General features: G+C 72.3%; 12 protein-coding genes and 2 pseudogenes. 6 read left to right on the forward strand and 8 right to left on the reverse strand.

Annotated elements, in window-relative coordinates:
• Positions 1-20: 20 nt before the first annotated feature.
• The 4 genes and pseudogenes from ACQP0U_RS23730 to mraZ form a co-directional block, all read right to left on the reverse strand.
• Complete coding sequence (locus ACQP0U_RS23730) at positions 21-1,718, reverse strand: peptidoglycan D,D-transpeptidase FtsI family protein (protein ID WP_433310917.1); 1,698 nt, start codon at positions 1,716-1,718, stop codon at positions 21-23.
• A 512-nt stretch (positions 1,719-2,230) separates the two neighbouring features.
• A complete protein-coding gene (locus ACQP0U_RS23735) occupies positions 2,231-2,836 on the reverse strand; it encodes a hypothetical protein (RefSeq protein WP_433310920.1) in 606 nt (201 codons plus the stop codon).
• Positions 2,826-3,937: pseudogene (rsmH, locus tag ACQP0U_RS23740) on the reverse strand (16S rRNA (cytosine(1402)-N(4))-methyltransferase RsmH). The gene ACQP0U_RS23735 and the pseudogene rsmH overlap by 11 nt, the downstream one beginning before the upstream one ends.
• Before the next feature lie 206 nt (positions 3,938-4,143).
• A complete protein-coding gene (gene mraZ, locus ACQP0U_RS23745) occupies positions 4,144-4,575 on the reverse strand; it encodes a division/cell wall cluster transcriptional repressor MraZ (RefSeq protein ID WP_030488958.1) in 432 nt (143 codons plus the stop codon).
• Between the two features lie 355 nt (positions 4,576-4,930).
• On the opposite strand from mraZ, the gene ACQP0U_RS23750 reads away from it, so the two are divergent.
• The 3 genes from ACQP0U_RS23750 to ACQP0U_RS23760 are packed head-to-tail and all read left to right on the forward strand — an operon-like array spanning position 4,931 to position 7,570.
• On the forward strand, positions 4,931-6,178 hold the full coding sequence (locus tag ACQP0U_RS23750) for a MurT ligase domain-containing protein (protein WP_433321073.1): 1,248 nt from the start codon (positions 4,931-4,933) through the stop codon (positions 6,176-6,178).
• On the forward strand, positions 6,168-6,887 hold the full coding sequence (locus ACQP0U_RS23755) for a type 1 glutamine amidotransferase (protein ID WP_433310923.1): 720 nt from the start codon (positions 6,168-6,170) through the stop codon (positions 6,885-6,887). Before ACQP0U_RS23750 ends, ACQP0U_RS23755 begins: the two co-directional genes overlap by 11 nt.
• On the forward strand, positions 6,884-7,570 hold the full coding sequence (locus tag ACQP0U_RS23760) for a TVP38/TMEM64 family protein (RefSeq protein ID WP_433310926.1): 687 nt from the start codon (positions 6,884-6,886) through the stop codon (positions 7,568-7,570). The genes ACQP0U_RS23755 and ACQP0U_RS23760 overlap by 4 nt, the downstream gene beginning before the upstream one ends.
• Before the next feature lie 114 nt (positions 7,571-7,684).
• Here ACQP0U_RS23760 and leuS read toward each other — a convergent pair whose 3' ends face one another.
• Positions 7,685-10,525, reverse strand: a complete 2,841-nt coding sequence (leuS, locus tag ACQP0U_RS23765; protein WP_433310929.1) for a leucine--tRNA ligase — start codon at positions 10,523-10,525, stop codon at positions 7,685-7,687.
• Between the two features lie 403 nt (positions 10,526-10,928).
• On the opposite strand from leuS, the gene ACQP0U_RS23770 reads away from it, so the two are divergent.
• Genes ACQP0U_RS23770 through ACQP0U_RS23780 form a run of 3 tightly spaced genes read left to right on the forward strand, consistent with a single transcriptional unit; the run spans position 10,929 to position 15,769 of the window.
• Positions 10,929-11,981 (forward strand): AAA family ATPase, encoded by a 1,053-nt coding sequence (locus ACQP0U_RS23770; protein WP_030334536.1) that lies wholly within the window; start codon positions 10,929-10,931, stop codon positions 11,979-11,981.
• A 1-nt stretch (position 11,982) separates the two neighbouring features.
• Positions 11,983-13,281 carry a DUF58 domain-containing protein gene (locus ACQP0U_RS23775; protein ID WP_210785716.1) on the forward strand — a complete coding sequence of 433 codons (1,299 nt, stop codon included), beginning with the start codon at positions 11,983-11,985 and terminating at the stop codon, positions 13,279-13,281.
• Positions 13,282-13,297: 16 nt separating this feature from the next.
• On the forward strand, positions 13,298-15,769 hold the full coding sequence (locus ACQP0U_RS23780; protein WP_433310934.1) for a transglutaminase TgpA family protein: 2,472 nt from the start codon (positions 13,298-13,300) through the stop codon (positions 15,767-15,769).
• Positions 15,770-16,014: 245 nt separating this feature from the next.
• Here the strand turns inward: ACQP0U_RS23780 and ACQP0U_RS23785 are convergent.
• From ACQP0U_RS23785 to ACQP0U_RS23795, 3 genes and pseudogenes are all read right to left on the reverse strand, one after another.
• A pseudogene (locus tag ACQP0U_RS23785) lies at positions 16,015-16,086 on the reverse strand (hypothetical protein); the annotation flags it as partial.
• An 87-nt stretch (positions 16,087-16,173) separates the two neighbouring features.
• Complete coding sequence (locus ACQP0U_RS23790) at positions 16,174-16,572, reverse strand: DUF3040 domain-containing protein (protein WP_030334542.1); 399 nt, start codon at positions 16,570-16,572, stop codon at positions 16,174-16,176.
• A 116-nt stretch (positions 16,573-16,688) separates the two neighbouring features.
• Positions 16,689-17,948 carry a DNA polymerase IV gene (locus ACQP0U_RS23795; RefSeq protein WP_433310937.1) on the reverse strand — a complete coding sequence of 420 codons (1,260 nt, stop codon included), beginning with the start codon at positions 17,946-17,948 and terminating at the stop codon, positions 16,689-16,691.
• Between the last annotated feature and the right edge of the window lie 41 nt (positions 17,949-17,989).

Raw genomic sequence — 17,989 nt, forward strand, 5'->3', positions numbered from 1 at the left:
TGATGTCCCGCCGTCGCTGCTCAGCGCGGATAGACCACGAACTTGGGCGCGGATCCGCCGGTGGACGGCGGCACCCGGTAGTGACGCAGAGTGAACTGCATCATGTCCCGGAACGCCGGCCCGGCGATCGCCGCGCCCCCACCGTCGGGCGCGTACACGAAGACCGCGATCACGTACCGGGGGTTCTCGGCGGGGGCCATCCCGATGAACGAGGACACCTCACCCGGCTGCTTCTTGCCGTTCACCAGCCGCCAGCCGGTGCCGGTCTTGCCGGCGACCCGGTAACCGGGGACCGCGGCGGTCACACCTGTGGCGCGGTCGACGGTGGTGACCGCCTCCAGCATGGTGCGCAGCGCCGCCGCGTTCTGCGGGCTGAGCACCGAGCGGGTGACAGGTGCCGGCGCGGGGGTGTGCTTGCCGTCCGGGCCGATCACCTCCTTGACCAGGTGCGGCTGCACGTACGTGCCGTTGTTGGCGATGGCGGCGTACGCGGCGGCCATCTGCAGCGGCGTGGCGTCGACGCTGTGCCCGATCGGCACCGACCCGTACGACGACCCGCTCCACTCGTCGGCCGGCAGCAGTCGCCCGCTGGCCTCCCCGTACACGCCCTCGCCGGTGGGCTTGCCCAGCCCGAACCGCTTCTGGTAGTCGATCAGCCGGTCCTTGCCGAGCTGGTCGGCGATCGTGATGGTGCCGACGTTTGACGAGTAGGCGAGCATCCCGGGGATGCTCATCCGCTTGCCGTTGGCGGGGTGCGTGTCGGAGAACCAGGTGTCGCCCTTCTTGATGCTGTTGGCGATGGGCAGCGTGGTGTCCGGCGCGATCACCCCCTCCTGCAGCGCCGCGCCGTAGGTGATCGCCTTGTGCACCGAGCCGGGGTCGACAACGAAGCTGGTCGCCGCGTCCTCCCGGGCGACCGGGTCGCTGGGCGTCGGCTTCGCCGCGTTGTAGGTGGGATTGCTGGCCTGCGCCAGCACCGCGCCGGAGGGAATCTCGATGATCACGGCGGCGCCGGTGCCGCCCGGCGCCTGGGCCATGCCCGCGCTGAGGATCTGCTGCGTCCGGAACTGGAGGTCACGGTTGAGGGTGAGGGCGAGCGAGCTGCCCGGCTTGGCGAGCGTGGTCCGGCTGTAGCCGCCGGGAATCGGTGCGCCGAGATCGCCGAGGCCGGCCTCGTACACCCGCTTGCCGTCCTGGCCGGCGAGCACGTCGTCGTAGCGGGCCTCCAGCCCTTCCAGGCCGACCATGTCCTGGCTGGTGAAGCCGATCAGGTTGGCCGCCAGGTCACCGCCGGGCACCTCGCGGCGCTCGTCGCGGTGCACCCCGATGCCGGACAGGTCCAGCGCCTGCACCCGCTTGGCGGCCGAGATCTCCACCCCCCGCGCCAGGTACACGAATCGGGACTCCTTGCCGTCCTCCAGCTTGCGGGGCTTCATCAACTCCATCAGCTTCGACACCGCGATGCCGAGCAGCGGCGAGAGCGCCTTGGCGACGTCGGCCGGGTCCTTCACCTCGGTCGGGTCGGCGTACACGTACCGCGCCTCGACACTGCGGGCCAGCGGCGCGCCGGTGCTGTCGTAGATCGCGCCCCGCGGCGCCGGCAGCTCGACAGTGCGGAGGCGGTCGCTGATGCCACCCCCGGCGTACGCCGGAGCGTCGACCGTCTGCAGAAAGATCAGCCGGATTCCGATGGTGGCGAAGAGGGTCAGGGCGAGCACGGTGCCCAGCCGCAGCCGCAGCCGCGAGTCGGCCAGCTTCGGCGGGCGTCGTGGCTTGCGGGACGGCCGCCGGGCCGCCGGTCGGTCGGTGCGCCGCGGCGCGCGTGGCGTGGTCCGGCGACGCGGCGGCGGCTCATCCTCACCCGGGCCACGGGGGTACGCGGCGCGACGGTGCGCACCACCCCACCGCGTCCGGCGGCCGGAGCGTCGCGCCGGCCGGCCCGGGCGGCGGCCCGGCCGCCGTCGAGCACCTGCAACGCCGGCCGGAACGGGTCACCGGACCTGGTGCTGCGCGGTGTACGCCGCTGCTCGGCGCCCTGACCGCGCGCCGGCGTGCCACGCTCCTCGCGGACCGTCCGACCCCTCGGGGTGTACGCCCGAGCGCCGGAGATGCCCCCGATACCCGGCTCGCCGGTGCGCGGCTCGCCGTCGACGGGCCCGCCGTCACGTGCAGAACCGCGCCGGGACCCCGTAGGGTCCCGGCGCGGCTCGTCCGACCTTGGTGGCACCGGTCAGCCTCCCGCACCCTGGCTTGTCACCGACGGCTGGCCGCTCGCCGGCTGCGGCACCTCAAGAGTCTTGCCGTCCGGCAGCCGGATGTAGCCCGGCTCGCCGGCGTCGACCAGGCCCAGCCGCTTCGCCTCGGCGGTCAGGTTGCCCGGCGCCTCGGCGTCGGCGATCTGCTTGTCCAGTTGCTGCTTCTCCAGGTCCAGTCGAGCCTGCTGCTGCTGCAACCGCTCCAACCGGAACGCGTTCTCATTGATCTTGGTGTTGACCGCCAGGATGCCCAGCACCCCGCCGACCACCAGCACCACGATCAGCGCCGCGAACGGCGCACGCGGCACCGACACCGGCGCCGGCGGTGCCACCCGCAGCCGGGGCGGGCGGGTGCCTGCCACGCTGCCGGCCTTCTCGACCGGCCGCAGCGCAGCGGTGCCCTGAGTCGGGAACTCGCGCGCCCCCCGGGCGCGAGCCTCCCCCTGCCGATTCACTCGATCGATGCGTGGCGTACCGTTTCCGAGGCGCGGAGCCCGCTCCGCCGCGATCCGGCCCCCCGACCGCGGTGCGCGCTGCCCGCCGCCGGTGACGTCCCGGCGGTCGCGCTTGTCAATGCTCATGTCCCTCCCCCTCAACATCCGTCCCTCTAGCCGTCCCGGTGCTCCCTGACCCCCCACGGATCAGGCGGACCCCGTGCCCGGTTGGTGCATTCCCTTCACCCGTCGGCGAGACCGTTCGCGGTCGGTCCGCCCCTGTTCTGTCGCGTTCGGGTCGAGTCGCTCCGCGGCCCGCAGCCGCACCGAGGCGGCGCGCGGGTTCGCGGCGACCTCCGCCTCCCCGGGCAGTTCGGCGCCCCGGCTGAGCAGCCGGAACGTCGGACCGGACCCGGGAAGCTCGACCGGGAGGTCGATCGGGCCCTTACTGCGGACCCGATCCGTGAGGGCCGCCTTGGTGAGCCTGTCCTCCAGCGAGTGGTAGGACAGGACCACCATGCGACCGCCCACGGTCAGTGCGTCGAGTGCGGATGGCAACGCTGTCTCCAGCGCTGCCAGCTCTCTGTTTACCTCGATCCGTAAAGCCTGAAACGTTCTCTTTGCCGGGTGCCCGCCCGTTCGTCGGGCTGGTGCGGGAATGGAGTCCCGAACCAGCTCCGCCAAGAGCGCGGACGAGGTGATCCGCTCCCGCTCCCGCTGCCGGATGATCGCCGAGGCGATCCGGCCGGCGAACTTCTCCTCGCCGTAGACCCGCAGCACCCGGGCCAGGTCCGGATGCGCGTACGTGTTGACCACCTCTTCGGCGGTCACCCCCCGGGTCTGGTCCATCCGCATGTCCAGCGGCGCGTCCTGGGCGTACGCGAACCCGCGGTCGGGCGCGTCCAACTGCAACGACGAGACACCCAGGTCGAACAGGATGCCGTCGATGGCCGGATAGCCCAGCCGGTCCAGGACGTCCGGCAACTCGTCGTAGACGGCGTGCTCCAGGTGCACCCGATCGGCGAACCGGGCCAGTCGGACCCGCGCGTGGGCGAGTGCCTCGGTGTCCCGGTCGAGCCCGATCAGGACCGTCTCCGGATACGCCTCGAGCATCGCCTCCGCGTGCCCGGCGAGGCCGAGCGTCGCGTCGACATAGATCGTCCGGCCGCCTCGACCCAGCGCGGGGGCCAGCAGCTCGAGACACCGCTCGAGCAGCACCGGCACGTGCGTGCCGCGCAACTCCCCCATGATGACCCCCACTGGTTGAAACGTCCGTTCTTCTCGTGCGCCTGTCGTCGGACGGCGCTGCCGTCGTACCGCCAGATCCCCATCCGCTCCCGCCTGACACCGGACCGTCGCCCAATGACTGGATCGTGCGCCTGGCACCGGGGAAGTGATGCCAGGAACTCGAAAGCGGCTGGAGATCTCGCAGTACGTCGGGCGCCGTTACCGCCCTACAGACCGCCGGGCAGCACCCCCTCCTCGATGTCGGCGAAGTCGTCTTCGCTCTCGGCGAGGTAGGTCTCCCAGGCGACCTTGTCCCAGATCTCCACCCGCGTGCTCGCGCCGATCACGACCAACTCGCGGTCCAGCGCGGCGTAGGCCCGCAGGTGGGCCGGAATGGTCACCCGACCCTGCTTGTCCGGAACCTCGTCGTGCGCGCTGGCGAAGAAGACCCGGCTGTAGGCCCGGGCCGCCTTGTGCGTCATCGGCTGTGCGCGCAACTGCTCCGCGATCCGCTGGAACTCAGGGGTCGGGAAGACGTAGAGGCAGCGCTCCTGCCCTTTGGTGACCACGACACCCCCCGCCAGCTCATCCCGAAACTTGGCCGGAAGGATCAACCGGCCCTTTTCGTCCAGGCGCGGAGTGTGGGTGCCGAGAAACATCGGCCCAACCCCCCTCGCCCTTAGCGGCGTTCGCGGCGCCGCTGACCCCCCGGGCCGGTGAGCCCTCCCGGCCTCACCATTGGTCCCCACTCTACTCCACTTCCCTCCACCCGCAACCAAATTCGCCCGCGTGGCGCGCCTGCCCTGGGAGCAAAACCGCACGTCACAAGGGGTGGAGCGGAGTGGAGGGCTCGCACCGCCCCTCGGCGTGGTCCGCTTTCCGACATAGATCGACTCCGTCCGGGGGACGTCGACCCGGCCGCCCGCGCAACCACCACGGCCGAACGGTTCACCGTCGGCGGCGATCTGGTGAGGCCGGCGGTCCGGTAACCTCGCTCGCGTGACGGACGCGAAAATGCCCCTACGGGCCAAGGTGGCCAGCTCCGTGTCACGGACCGCCGCGGCGCTCTCCCGGGCCGCCGGCCGTGGCGACGGTTCGGTGATCGGCGGATGGATCGGCCTGAAGATCGACCCGGACCTGCTGGCCCACCTGTCGGCCGGGCGCGCGATCGCGCTCGTATCCGGCACCAACGGCAAGACCACCACCACCCGGTTGACCTCCGCCGCGGTCGGCGTGCTCGGCCGGGTCGCCACCAACTCGTTCGGCGCCAACATGCCCAGCGGGCACACCTCGGCGCTGGCCAAGGCCGGCAGCACGCCGTACGCGGTGCTGGAGGTCGACGAGCACTACCTGGCCCAGGTGCTGGAGTCGACCGAGCCGCACGTGGTCGCGCTGCTGAACCTCTCCCGCGACCAGCTCGACCGCGCCAAGGAGGTCGCCATGATGGCGCAGCTCTGGCGTGCGGCGCTGGTCCGGCACACCGACGTACGGGTGGTGGCCAACGCCGACGACCCGCTGGTGGTGTGGGCAGCCACCCCACCCGGCGACCCGGCCCGGGGCATCAACCCGCCGCACGTGACGTGGTTCAGCGCCGGCCAGCGCTGGCACGACGACTCCTGGGTCTGCCCGGAGTGCGGCTCCACGATCCAGCGCTCCGGCGCGCAGTGGTGGTGCACCGGCTGCCCGCTGCGCCGACCGGAGCCGCACTGGGTCGTCGAGGACGAGGGCGTGCTCGACCCCACCGGCGCCTGGCACAAGGTCTCCCTCCAGCTACCCGGCAAGGTCAACCTCGGCAACGCGGCGACCGCGCTGGCGGTGGCCGCGGAGTTCGGCGTCCGCCCGGTCGACGCGGTGTCCCGCCTCGGCATCGTCACCTCGGTGGCCGGCCGCTACGCGCAGGTCGACAAGGACGGGCGCAACATCCGGCTGCTGCTGGCCAAGAACCCGGCCAGCTGGCTGGAGGCGTTCGACATGGCCGACGACGCGCCGACCCTGCTCTCCATCAACGCGCGCGACCCCGACGGTCTGGACACCTCCTGGCTCTACGACGTCGACTTCGCCCCGCTCCGTGGCCGGCAGGTGTTGATCACCGGCGACCGGGCATACGACCTGGCGGTTCGGCTGGACGTCAACGACGTGCCGTTCCAGCACGTCCGCACGTTCGACGACGCGCTCCGGTCGGTCCCGCCCGGCCGGCTGGAGGTCATCGCGAACTACACCGCGTTCCAGGACATCCGAGCGGAGTTGGACCGTGTCATCTGAGAGTCTGCGCATCGTCTGGATCTACCCCGACCTGCTCTCCACCTACGGAGACCGGGGCAACGCCCTGATCCTCGCCCGTCGGGCCCGTCAGCGCGGGATGCCTGTCGAGGTGCTGGAGGTCCGCTCCGATCAGCGGCTGCCCGCGACCGCCGACATCTACCTGGTCGGCGGCGGCGAGGACGGCCCGCAGGCGCTCGGCGCCCAGCGGCTGCTCGCCGACGGCGGCCTGCACCGCGCGGTCGCGCAGGGCTCTGTCGTGTTCGGCGTCTGCGCCGGCTACCAGCTGCTCGGCACCTCGTTCTTCGCCAAGGGCGTGCAGTGCCGCGGGCTGGAGCTTCTCGACCTGCAGTCCGACCGGGGCGAGAGCCGGGCAGTGGGCGAGCTGGCCGGTGACATCGACCCCCGGCTGGGCCTGCCCCCGTTGACCGGCTTCGAGAACCACGGTGGCCGCACCCACCTCGGTCCGGAGGTCTCCCCGCTGGCCCGGGTCACCGCCGGGGTGGGCAACGACGGCGCCACCGAGGGCGCGTGGCGCGGCAAGCTGCTCGGCACCTACTCGCACGGCCCGGCGCTGGCCCGCAACCCGGCCCTGGCCGACCTGCTGCTGCGCTGGGCCACCGGGGCCCACCAACTCCCGCCGTTGGACGACACCTGGTCGGACCGGCTCCGCAACGAGCGCCGCTCCGCGGTGGTCGCCGCCCGGGCATGATCCGTGCCGTCCGGCGGCTGCTCCGGCAGCCGTCGGCCGCCCGGTTCGCACTGCTCGTGCTGCTGATCGGCGGCTGTGGGCTACTGCTGCTCCTGGTGCCCCGGCCGGATCCGGCGCAGCTGCCGCTCCTCGCCGACCGGCTGGGCGACCTCGCCCCGGTGGCGGCGATCCTCGGGGGCGCGCTGCTGCTCGTCGCGCTGGTGCCCCGGACGTTCATCACCCTCGCAGCGGGCGCGATCTTCGGCCCCCTGGAGGGCGCCTCGTACGCCCTGGGCGCCGCGCTGGTGGCCGCGGCGATCGGGTTCACCGTCGGCAGGGTGCTCGGTCGGGAGTTCGTCGCCGAACGGGTCCGCGGTCGCCTGGCCCGCCTCGACGGCTGGTTCGCCCGGCAGAGCGTGCTCGGTGTGGTCACCGTCCGACTGCTGCCGATCGCCGGCTTCGGGCTGGTCAGCTACGGCTACGGCACGACCGGCGCACGAGTGTTGCCGTTCCTGGCCGGCAGCGTGATCGCGTCCGCGCCGACCGCCTTCGGCTACGCGGCGATCGGCGCGGCGGTCAGCTCCCCCGGCCACGTCAACTGGTACGCCGCCGCCCCGGCCAGCCTGGGCCTGATCGCCAGCCTGGTGCTCATCCACAAGTGGTGGCGTGCCGAACGCCGCCGCCGCCAAACCATGCCCGTCTAACCCACGCCCGCGCCCCCGCGATCTTGCACTTTCTGTCCCGGCATTACGGCGCAGAAAGGGCAAAAACCAAACCGGAACTGCAAGATCGCGAGGGCGGGGGCGCAAGGGTCGGGGTTAGACGACCACTGAGACCATTCGGCCCTTGACCACGATGACCTTGCGGGGCTCCTTGCCATTCAGGGTCGCGGCGACCGCGTCCAGGGCCGCCGCGCGGACGGTCTCCTCCGGGGCGTCGGCGGAGACCTCGATGCGGCCACGGACCTTGCCGTTGACCTGCACCGGGTAGGTCACCGTGTCGGCCACCAGCAGCGCCGGGTCGGCGGTCGGGAAGTCCGCGTACGTCAGCGAGGTGTCGTGGCCCAGCTTGCGCCACAGCTCCTCGGCCATGTGCGGGGCGAACGGCGCCACCATCAGCACCAGCGGCTCGGCCACCTCGCGGGGCGTGGCCGACAGTTGGGTCAGCCCGTTGGTCAGCTCGATCAGCTTGGCGATCGCGGTGTTGAACCGGATGCCGTCCATGTCGCCACGGACCCCGTCGATCACCTTGTGCAGCAGCCGGCGGGTCGCCTCGTCGGCCGGGTCCTCGGTGACGCGCAGGGCGCCGGTCTGCTCGTCGACGACGGCCCGCCACACCCGCTGCAGGAACCGGTACGAGCCGACCACCGCCCGGGTCTCCCAGGGGCGGGACACCTCCAGCGGGCCCATCGACATCTCGTACACCCGGAAGGTGTCCGCGCCGTAGGCGGCGCACATGTCGTCGGGGGTCACCACGTTCTTCAGCGACTTGCCCATCTTGCCGTACTCGCGGTTGACCGCCAGATCGCCCAGGTAGTAGGCGCCGTCGCGCTCGAAGACCTCCTCGGCCTGCACGTAGCTGCCACGCGAGTCGGTGTACGCGTACGCCTGGATCATGCCCTGGTTGAACAGCTTGCGGAACGGCTCGAACGACGACACGTGCCCCAGGTCGAACAGCACCTTGTGCCAGAACCGCGCGTACAGCAGGTGCAGCACGGCGTGCTCGGCGCCACCGACGTACAGGTCGGTGCCCCCGCAGTCACCGTCGGCGCGCGGGCCCATCCAGTACCGCTCGTTCTCCGCGTCGACGAACCGCCCACTGTTCGTCGGGTCCAGGTAGCGCAGCTCGTACCAGCAGGAGCCGGCCCACTGCGGCATCACGTTGGTTTCCCGGGTGTAGCGCTTCGGCCCGTCGCCCAGGTCCAGTTCGACCTCGACCCAGTCGCGCCGCCGCGACAGCGGGGTCTCCGGGTTGCTGTTGGCGTCGTCGGCGTCGAACGTCTTCGGGGAGAAGTCGTCCACCTCCGGCAGCTCGACCGGCAGCATCTCCTCCGGCAGGGCGATGGCCGCGCCGGTCTCGTCGTAGACGATCGGGAACGGCTCGCCCCAGTAGCGCTGCCGGGAGAACAGCCAGTCGCGCAGCCGGTAGGTCACCGCGCCGGTGCCGTGCCCGTTCGCCTCCAGCCAGGCGATGGTCGCCGCCTTGGCGTCGGCGACCCGCAGGCCGTTCAGGTCCAGGCCGCGCTCGGGCGCGGCGCTGTTGATCGCCGGGCCGTCCCCGGTGTACGCCTTGCCGTCGAAGCCCTCCGCCGGCTGCACGGTACGCACGATGGGCAGCTCGAAGACCTCGGCGAACGCCCAGTCCCGTTCGTCCTGCGCCGGCACCGCCATGATCGCGCCGGTGCCGTAGCCGGCCAGCACGTAGTCGGCGATGAAGATCGGGATCTGCCCACCGGTGACCGGGTTGGTGGCGTACGCGCCGATGAAGACGCCGGTCTTCTCCTTGGTGTCGGACTGCCGCTCGACGTCGGTCTTGGCGGCCGCCGCCTTGCGGTACGCCTCGACGGCCTCGCGGGGGCCGGCGTGCCCGCCGGTCCAGGCGTCCCTCGTGCCGTCCGGCCAGTTGGCCGGTGCCAGCGTGTCGACCAGCTCGTGCTCGGGCGCCAGCACCATGTAGGTGGCGCCGAAGACGGTGTCCGGCCGGGTCGTGAACACCCGCACCGGCGCCGCGCTGGTCGGGAAGTCGATGTGGGCGCCGGTGGAGCGGCCGATCCAGTTGCGCTGCATCAGCTTGATCGCCTCGGGCCAGTCCAGGCTGTCCAGGTCGTCCAGCAGCCGGTCACCGTACGCGGTGATCCGCATCATCCACTGCTTCAGGTTGCGCTTGAAGACCGGGAAGTTGCCCCGCTCGGAACGGCCGTCGGCGGTGACCTCCTCGTTGGCCAGCACGGTGCCCAGCCCCGGGCACCAGTTCACCGGCGCCTGCGAGACGTACGCCAGGCGGTGGTCGTCGACGACCTGGCGGCGCTCGGCGACGCTCAGCTCGGCCCAGGCCCGGCCGTCCGGGGTCTGCCGGTTGCCGCCCTCGAACTCGGCGATCAGCTCGGCGATCGGGCGGGCCCGGCCGGCGTCGCGGTCGTACCAGGAGTTGAAGATCTGCAGGAAGATCCACTGGGTCCAGCGGTAGAAGTCGGTGTCGATGGTGGCCACCGAGCGGCGCTCGTCGTGCGCCAGCCCCAGCCGGCGCAGCTGCGCCTTGTACCGCTCGATGTTCGCGACGGTGGTGGTCCGGGGGTGGGTGCCGGTCTGCACCGCGTACTGCTCGGCGGGCAGGCCGAACGCGTCGAAGCCCATCGCGTGCAGCACGTTGCGGCCGGCCATCCGCTGGTAGCGGGCGTAGCAGTCGGTGCCGATGTAGCCCAGCGGGTGGCCGACGTGCAGGCCCGCTCCGGAGGGGTACGGGAACATGTCCAGCACGTACAGCTTCTCCGCGCCGGCGCGCGGGTGGGTCGGGTCGGCCAGCGGGCCGGTCGGGTTCGGTGCGTGGAAGGTGCCCTCGCGCGCCCAGATGTCCTGCCAACGAATCTCGATCTCGTCGGCCAGGGCCGCGGTGTACCGGAACGGGGGAATGTCGCCCGCCGGTGCGGCTGCCTCACTCATCGTCTCTCCTCGCTTCGCTTCGCTTCGTCTCGGCACCACCGGGCCGGGCCGGCGGCGGGCACAAAAAAGCCCCTCGCGCAGGAGGGGCCGCCGTGCTGTCGCTGCGTTCAGCGCATCAGCACGGCCCGGTAAGAAGCAGGAAGACTCCGGCCATGCCCCGCAGTGTACCTTGCCCACGGTTCGTCCTGCCGGCCCCCGCGCCTGCCGGACAGCGGTCCCCCGAGCTGGCGAATATCGGTGCGTAACCGACGGACTACCTGCGGGGGTCGGCGATAACGACAAACATGGTTAGCCTGAGAGACCAGTGAGATTCCTGCGGCAAACGAGGCTCGACGTCGCGAACCCAACGGCGGGTCCAGGTGCTCTATACAGAGCTGCCGTGACGGCGACGAGGAGGAGGCCCGTGACACAACAGACCTGGGACGAGGTGGGCGGCCTGTTGCCGCACGACGAGTTCCGCGCCGCCAGCGAGGCCATCGTGGCCAACATCGAGCAGGTCATCGAGGGTAAGACCGCCACCGTGCGGCTCGCCCTGGCCGTTCTGCTCGCCGAGGGTCACCTCCTGATCGAAGACGTCCCGGGTGTCGGCAAGACCAAGCTGGCCAAGGCCCTCGCGCGGTCCATCGACTGCACCGTGCGGCGCATCCAGTTCACCCCCGACCTGCTGCCCAGCGACGTCACCGGGGTCAGCGTCTACAACCAGGAGACGCACGACTTCGAGTTCCGTCCCGGTGCCGTGTTCGCCAACCTGGTGGTCGGCGACGAGATCAACCGAGCCTCGCCGAAGACCCAGTCGGCGTTGCTGGAGTGCATGGAGGAACGGCAGGTCACCGTCGACGGGGTGACGTACCAGCTCCAGACCCCGTTCATGGTGATCGCGACCCAGAACCCGATCGAGATGGAGGGGACCTATCCGCTGCCGGAGGCGCAGCGCGACCGGTTCACCGCCCGCATCGCGATGGGTTACCCGGACTCCAACGCCGAGCTGGCGATGCTCGACGGGCACGGCGCCACCGACCCGCTGCACGAGCTGCGCGCGGTCTCCGACGCGGCCATCGTCCGGCAGCTCATCGCCACCGTCCGGCAGGTGCACGTCGCGGACGCGGTCAAGCAGTACGCGATCGACCTGGTCACCGCCACCCGCGAGGCCCCCGACCTGCGGCTCGGCGCGTCCCCACGGGCGACCCTGCAACTGCTGCGCACCGCCCGGGCGGTCGCCGCCCTGGAGGGCCGCGACTACGTCCTCCCCGACGACCTGCAGGCCCTGGCGGTGCCGGTGCTCGCCCACCGGATCATCCCGACCGCCGACGCGCAGCTCGCCCGACGCACCACCGACGCGATCGTCTCCGAGCTGGTGCACCGCCTGCCGCTGCCCCACGACCGGCAGCGCAACCCGTACGACACCCGGCCCGCCACCGGCAACGGCCGCGCGCCCTACGAGCCGCGGAGGCCATGACGTGCGTGCCGGGCTACGCGGGCTGACCACCCGCGGGCGCTCCTTCCTCGCCGCTGCGGTCGCGGCGGCGATCTCGGCAGGCATCCTCGGCGAGAAGGACCTGCTCCGGGTGGCCGTGCTGTTGGCCATCCTGCCGTTGCTGGCCGCCGCCTACGTCGGGCGGAGCCGCTACAAGCTGGCCTGCAACCGTTCGCTGGACCCGCACCGGGTTCCGGTGGGGGCCAACTCCCGGGTGGTCCTGCGCCTGCAGAACCTCTCCCGGCTGCCGACCGGCACCCTGCTCCTGGAGGACCGGCTGCCCTACGCGCTGGGCAGCCGGCCCCGGGTGGTGTTGGAGCGGCTCGGCGCGCACCAGGCCAGCTCGGTGGCGTACACCGTGCGGGCCGACGTGCGGGGCCGCTACGACGTGGGCCCGCTGGTCGTCCGGATGACCGACCCGTTCGGCCTGTGCGAGCTCACCCGCTCCTTCCCGAGCACCGACCACCTGACGGTCATCCCGCAGGTCACCCCGCTGCCGTCGGTCCGGCTCCCCGGGGAGTACGCGGGCAGCGGCGACAGCCGGGCCCGCTCGGTGGCGGTGCACGGCGAGGACGACGCGGCGACCCGGGAGTACCGGCGCGGCGACGACCTGCGCCGGGTGCACTGGAAGTCCACCGCCCGCACCGGCGAGTTGATGGTGCGCCGCGAGGAGCAACCGTGGGAGAGCCGGGCCACGGTCGTCCTGGACACCCGGGCGTACGGCCACCGCGGCGAGGGGCCGACTGCCAGTTTCGAGTGGTCGGTCTCGGCCGCCGCGAGCATCGCCGTCCACCTGCGGCAGGCCGGTTACAAGTTGCGCCTGGTCACCGGTTCGGGGGCAGATGTGGACGCCTCGGAGGCCGGCGGGGACGGGGCGCTGCTCGACCACCTCGCGGAAGTCCGGCTGGATCAGCGGGCCGAGGTCACCGGCCTCGTGCAGCGGGTCCGCCAACGCGCCGACGGCGGTCTGATCATCGGCCTGTTCGGCACGGTCAGCGTGGCCGAGGCGGAGCTGCTGGCCGGGCTGCGGGGCAACGGCGCCACCTGCGTCGGCTTCCTGCTGAACAGCTCCACCTGGCTCAGCCTGCCGGAGAAGGCCCGGGCCGAGGCGGAGCACGCCCACGCCGCCGCCGTCCTCGCCATGCTGCAGAGTGGCTGGCGGGTGGTCGGCGTCGACCACGGCGGCCGACTACCGGCGCTGTGGCCGCAGGTCGGCCGGGGCGCCCAGGGGTTCGCCCTGCGGGCCGCGCTGGCCGAGACGGTCGCCGGCGGTGTGCGATGAACGGAAGGCTCCCCTCATGATCAGCAGTCGGAACATCGGCGTGGTGGCGGCCACGGCCACGCTGCTGGCCGCCGCGCCGCTGTCGGCCATCTTCCAGGGCTGGACGTGGTTGATCGAGTCCATCATCGCGGTCGCCGTGGTGGCCGGGGTGGCCGCGTTGACCCGACTCGCGCGGGCACCGCTCTGGGGTCAGGTGCTGGGCATGCTGGCCGGCCTGATGCTCGCCCTGACCTGGCTGTTCCCCAGCGGCGAGGAACTGCTCGCGATCCTGCCCACCCCTGGCACGTTCGCGTACTTCGGCGATCTGCTCGCCGGCTCCATGCAGGACATGCGCTCGTACGGGGTCGAGGTCCCGGACACCGACCCGCTGCTGTTCATCGCCGTACTCGGCGTCGGCGGGGTCGCCGTGCTGGTGGACGTCCTGGCCGTGGGGCTGCGCCGGCCCGCGCTGGCGGGGCTGCCGATGCTCGCCATCTACTCGGTGCCGGTCGCCGTCTACGTGGACAGCGTCCCCGCGGTGCCGTTCGTGGTCGGCGCCGCCGGCTACCTCTGGCTGCTGGTCACCGACAACGTCGACCGGGTACGCCGCTTCGGACGCCGGTTCACCGGTGACGGCCGCGACGTCGACGTCTGGGAGGCGTCTCCGCTCGCGTCCGCCGGCCGCCGGCTCGCGGCGGTCGGGGTGGCCCTGGCGGTGGTGCTGCCGCTGGCGGTGCCCGGCATGACCGGCGGGCTACTCGACTCGCTCAGCCGAGGGCCGGGCAACGGCACCGGCAACGGGTCCGGCTCGGGCGGCACGTCCGGTCGAATCGACCTGTTCGCCTCGCTCGCCGGCCAGCTCAACCAATCCCAGGTAGCCGACCTGGTCAAGGTGAAGACGTCCGAGCCCAACCCGTTCTACCTGCGCTACGCGGTCGCCGACGAGCTGCGTCCGAATGGTTTCCAGGCGCGCAGCCCCAGCGGCCGGTCGGTCAACCGGGACCTGCCGAACCCGGCCGACCGCGCCGGCCGAGGCGTGCAGCAGACCACCTACCAGGCGACAGTCGAGGTCACCAAGAGCCTGAGCATGTCGCTGATGCCGGTGTACGCCGAGCCGACCCGCGCCGACGACCTCAGCGACAACTGGCTCTACGACACCAACCAGCAGGTCGTCTTCTCCAACCGGGAGAACTCCCGGGGTCGGAAGTACTCCTTCGACTACGTCCGCTCGACCTTCACGCCCGCGGCGTTGCGGGCCGCACAACCACTGCCGACCGACCACCCCGTACGCCGACAGATGACCGCCACCCCCGCGCCGGTGCCCGAGGTGGAAGAGCTGGTCAAGGGGCTGATCCAGGGCAAGCGCACGGACTACGACCGCGTCTTGTCGATCTACCAGCACTTCTCGGCGGACAACGGGTTCAGCTACCGGTTGAGCACCGAGAGCGGCAGCAGTGGTCAGGACATCGTCAACTTTCTGACCAACAAGGTCGGCTACTGCCAGCAGTACGCCGCCGCGATGGCCTGGCTGGTCCGCTCGGCCGGCATCCCGGCCCGGGTGGCGTTCGGGTTCACCAACGGCAGCAAGCGCGACGGTGACACCTTCACGCTCACCAACCTCAACCTGCACGCCTGGACCGAGGTCTACTTCGACGGGGCCGGTTGGGTGCCGTTCGACGCCACCCCGGCGTACGGGGTGCCCGGCTCCACCCGGTCGGCCTGGGCACCGGACACTGACGCGCCGGAGCCGACAAGCCCGGACACCGGCGCCACGGACACCCCGACGGACCCGGAAGCCTCGGCCGGGCCGGCCGGCCCGGACAACGCCGACCGGGAGATCGACGAGGGGCTCGCCCTCGGCGGGACGACGCCGGACGAGCAACCACCGGTCTGGCCCTGGTGGGCAGCGGGCCTGGTGGCGCTGCTGGCACTGCTCGCGGTGCCCGCTCTGCGCCGGCTGGCGCTGCGGCGTCGACGGGGTGGCCGCGCGGTGAGCGGGGCGATGGCCTCCGCCCGGGTCGACGGCGACAGCGAGCCGGGGATGCGCCAGGTGGTGGTGAGCGTGGACGCCAACCGGGCCCGCGCGGACGCGCACGCCGCCTGGGCGGAGTTGCTCGACACGCTCGTGGACTTCCGGGTCCCGGTCGATCCGACCGAGACGCCCAGGGCGACCGCGGACCGGCTTGTCCGGGACGCCCTCGACGACGGCGACGCGATCGGGTCGGCGCGGCTGCTCGGCCGGGCGGAGGAGCGGGCCCGCTACGCGCGGGATCCGCTGACCGGTGAGCCGTTGCTGCCGGCGCTGCGCGCGGTCCGTGGGGCGCTCGCCGCACGGGCGGACCGGCGGACCCGCCTGCTCGCCGCCGTGCTGCCACCCTCGGTGCTGCTGCGGTGGCGCACCGCCCTGGCGGACAGCTCCGGCCGCATGGCGGCGCTCACCGGGCAGGCCCGGTACCGACTGCTGCGGTGGAACCCCCGACGGCTGCTGGCCGGCCGGGCAGCTCGCTGACGGAGCAGTTCCAGGTTCGGGGCGGCGGCCACCACGGCCGCCGCCCCACCCGCCCAAGCCACCGCCGCTGCTACGGCCGCCCCCGCCGCCCCCGCCGCCGCCACCGCCGCCACCGCCGCCACCGCCCAAGATCGTGCTCGATCCAGGAAAGAGGCCCTTCCCGGACGCACGATGCCACTGCATCCAGGATCGAGCACGATCATGCGGAGGGTGGTCCTCCGGAGGGTGGCCCCGCGGAGAGTGGTCTTGCGGAGAGTGGTCCTGCGGAGAGTGGCCCCGCGGAGGATGGTCCTGCGGGGACAACGCGCAGCGGCCAGGGCGCGCGGATACGACGGAGGTCGCCGGGGGCTGTGCCCGGCGACCGCTCGTCGCGGCGTACGGCCCGCCTCAGCGGCGGGACCGGCTCAGCGGTGCCCCTCCGGGCGCTGCCGCCACCTGTCCTCCATGCGGTCCAGGATTGACGACCGGCGACCGGATCGGCCACCGCGGGGACGACGACGACTCGTCGTGCCGCCCACCACGTGCAGGTCGGGTGACTGCGCCCGTCGGTGCGACTGCACCGCGAACGCGGCCGACGCCAGCATGACGACGAAGCCCGCCACCGCCAGTGGTGGAGTCTTGATCACCGCGCCATAGACCAGTAGAGCCAAGCCAGCGATGATGACGCCGGCGGCGACGAGCAGGCGACGCCGCGCATGGAAGCGCGGATCGCTGGCGCGCACGGCCGAGGCGAATTTGGGGTCCTCGGCAAGCGACCGCTCGATCTGCTCGAACAGCCGCTGCTCGTGCTCCGAGAGCGGCACGGCACTCCTCCCCGGTCACGTTGGTCGGGCCCACTCGGGCCGACAGACCGTGGCAGCCAACCGGCTGCTTACCCGCAAGTCTACGAGGGGGGTCGCGCGTCGGAAAGCGGGACGACCTATGGGCGGGGTGGATTTTCGTTTCGACGGGCGTCACGGTCGCCCATCAGACTGGCCGGACCTATGACGGACCGCCCGAAACGGGCAGCGGCGGCGTCCGCGGCAGCTTCCGCCTCACGCCAGCCGCGCTCGGGCGCGCCGAGGGTCAGTTGCCGGGCGGCGCCCTGCGCCGAGGCGAGCCCTTCCACCCGGACACCGACGAGTCGGATCCGCTCGCCCGGGTCCAACGCGGTGTAGAGCGCCCAGACCGTGTCGAACATCTCGCGTGCCGTGTCGGTGGGGACGTCGAGGGTGCGAGATCGGCTGACGGTGCGGAAGTCGGCCAGCCGGACCTTGAGTGAGACGGTGCGCCCGACCTGCTCGGAGCCGCGCAGCCGGACGCCGACCTTCGCGCTGAGCGCGAGCAACGCACGACGGATCTCCAGCGGGTCGGCCACGTCGACGTCGAAGGTCACCTCGGCGCCGATCGACTTGTCGACGTGCTCGGGGCTGACCCCGCGCGGGTCGCGCCCCCAGGCCAACTCGTGCAGGTGCGACGCCGAGGCGGCGCCGACGGCTCGGCGGAGCATGCCCACGGGCGCCTCGGCGAGATCGCCGACGGTGGTCAGGCCGAGGCGGCGCAGCGCCTCGGCGGCGCGCTCCCCCACCCCCCACAGGGCGTCCACCGGCAGCGGGTGCAGGAAGTCGAGCACCTGCCCCGGGGGCACGACCAGCAGGCCGTCCGGCTTGGCCCGGGTGGAGCCCAGCTTGGCCACGAACTTGGTCGGCGCCACCCCGACCGAGCAGGTCAGCGCCTGCTCGTCGGCGACCCGGCGACGGATCAGCCGGGCGATGGTGGCCGGGGAGCCGAAGAGCCGACGGGCGCCTGTCACGTCGAGGAACGCCTCGTCGAGGGAGAGCGGCTCGACCAGCGGCGTGACGTCCCGGAAGATCTGCATGACGGCCCGGGAGGCGGCCGTGTAGGCGGGGAAATCCGGTGGCAGGTAGACCGCGTGGGGGCAGCGGGCCCGGGCCTGACTTGTCGGCATCGCGCTGCGGACGCCGTACCGGCGGGCCTCGTAGCTGGCCGAGCTGACCACCCCGCGCGGGCCGACGCCACCGACGACGACCGGTCGGCCGCGCAGCTCGGGGCGACGACGCACCTCGACGGCGGCGAAGAAGGCGTCCATGTCGACGTGCAGGATCGGGCTGGCGGAGTCGTCGGCGTCCGGCCCGAAGCGCGGATCGCCGCCCCGGGGCAACGACTGACTGCGGCCCATCCCGGCAGGTTAACCCGGGGGTACGACACCACCATCGGCCA

It is taken from the genome of Micromonospora sp. CA-269861 (genome assembly GCF_050948505.1).
GTDB lineage: Bacteria > Actinomycetota > Actinomycetes > Mycobacteriales > Micromonosporaceae > Micromonospora.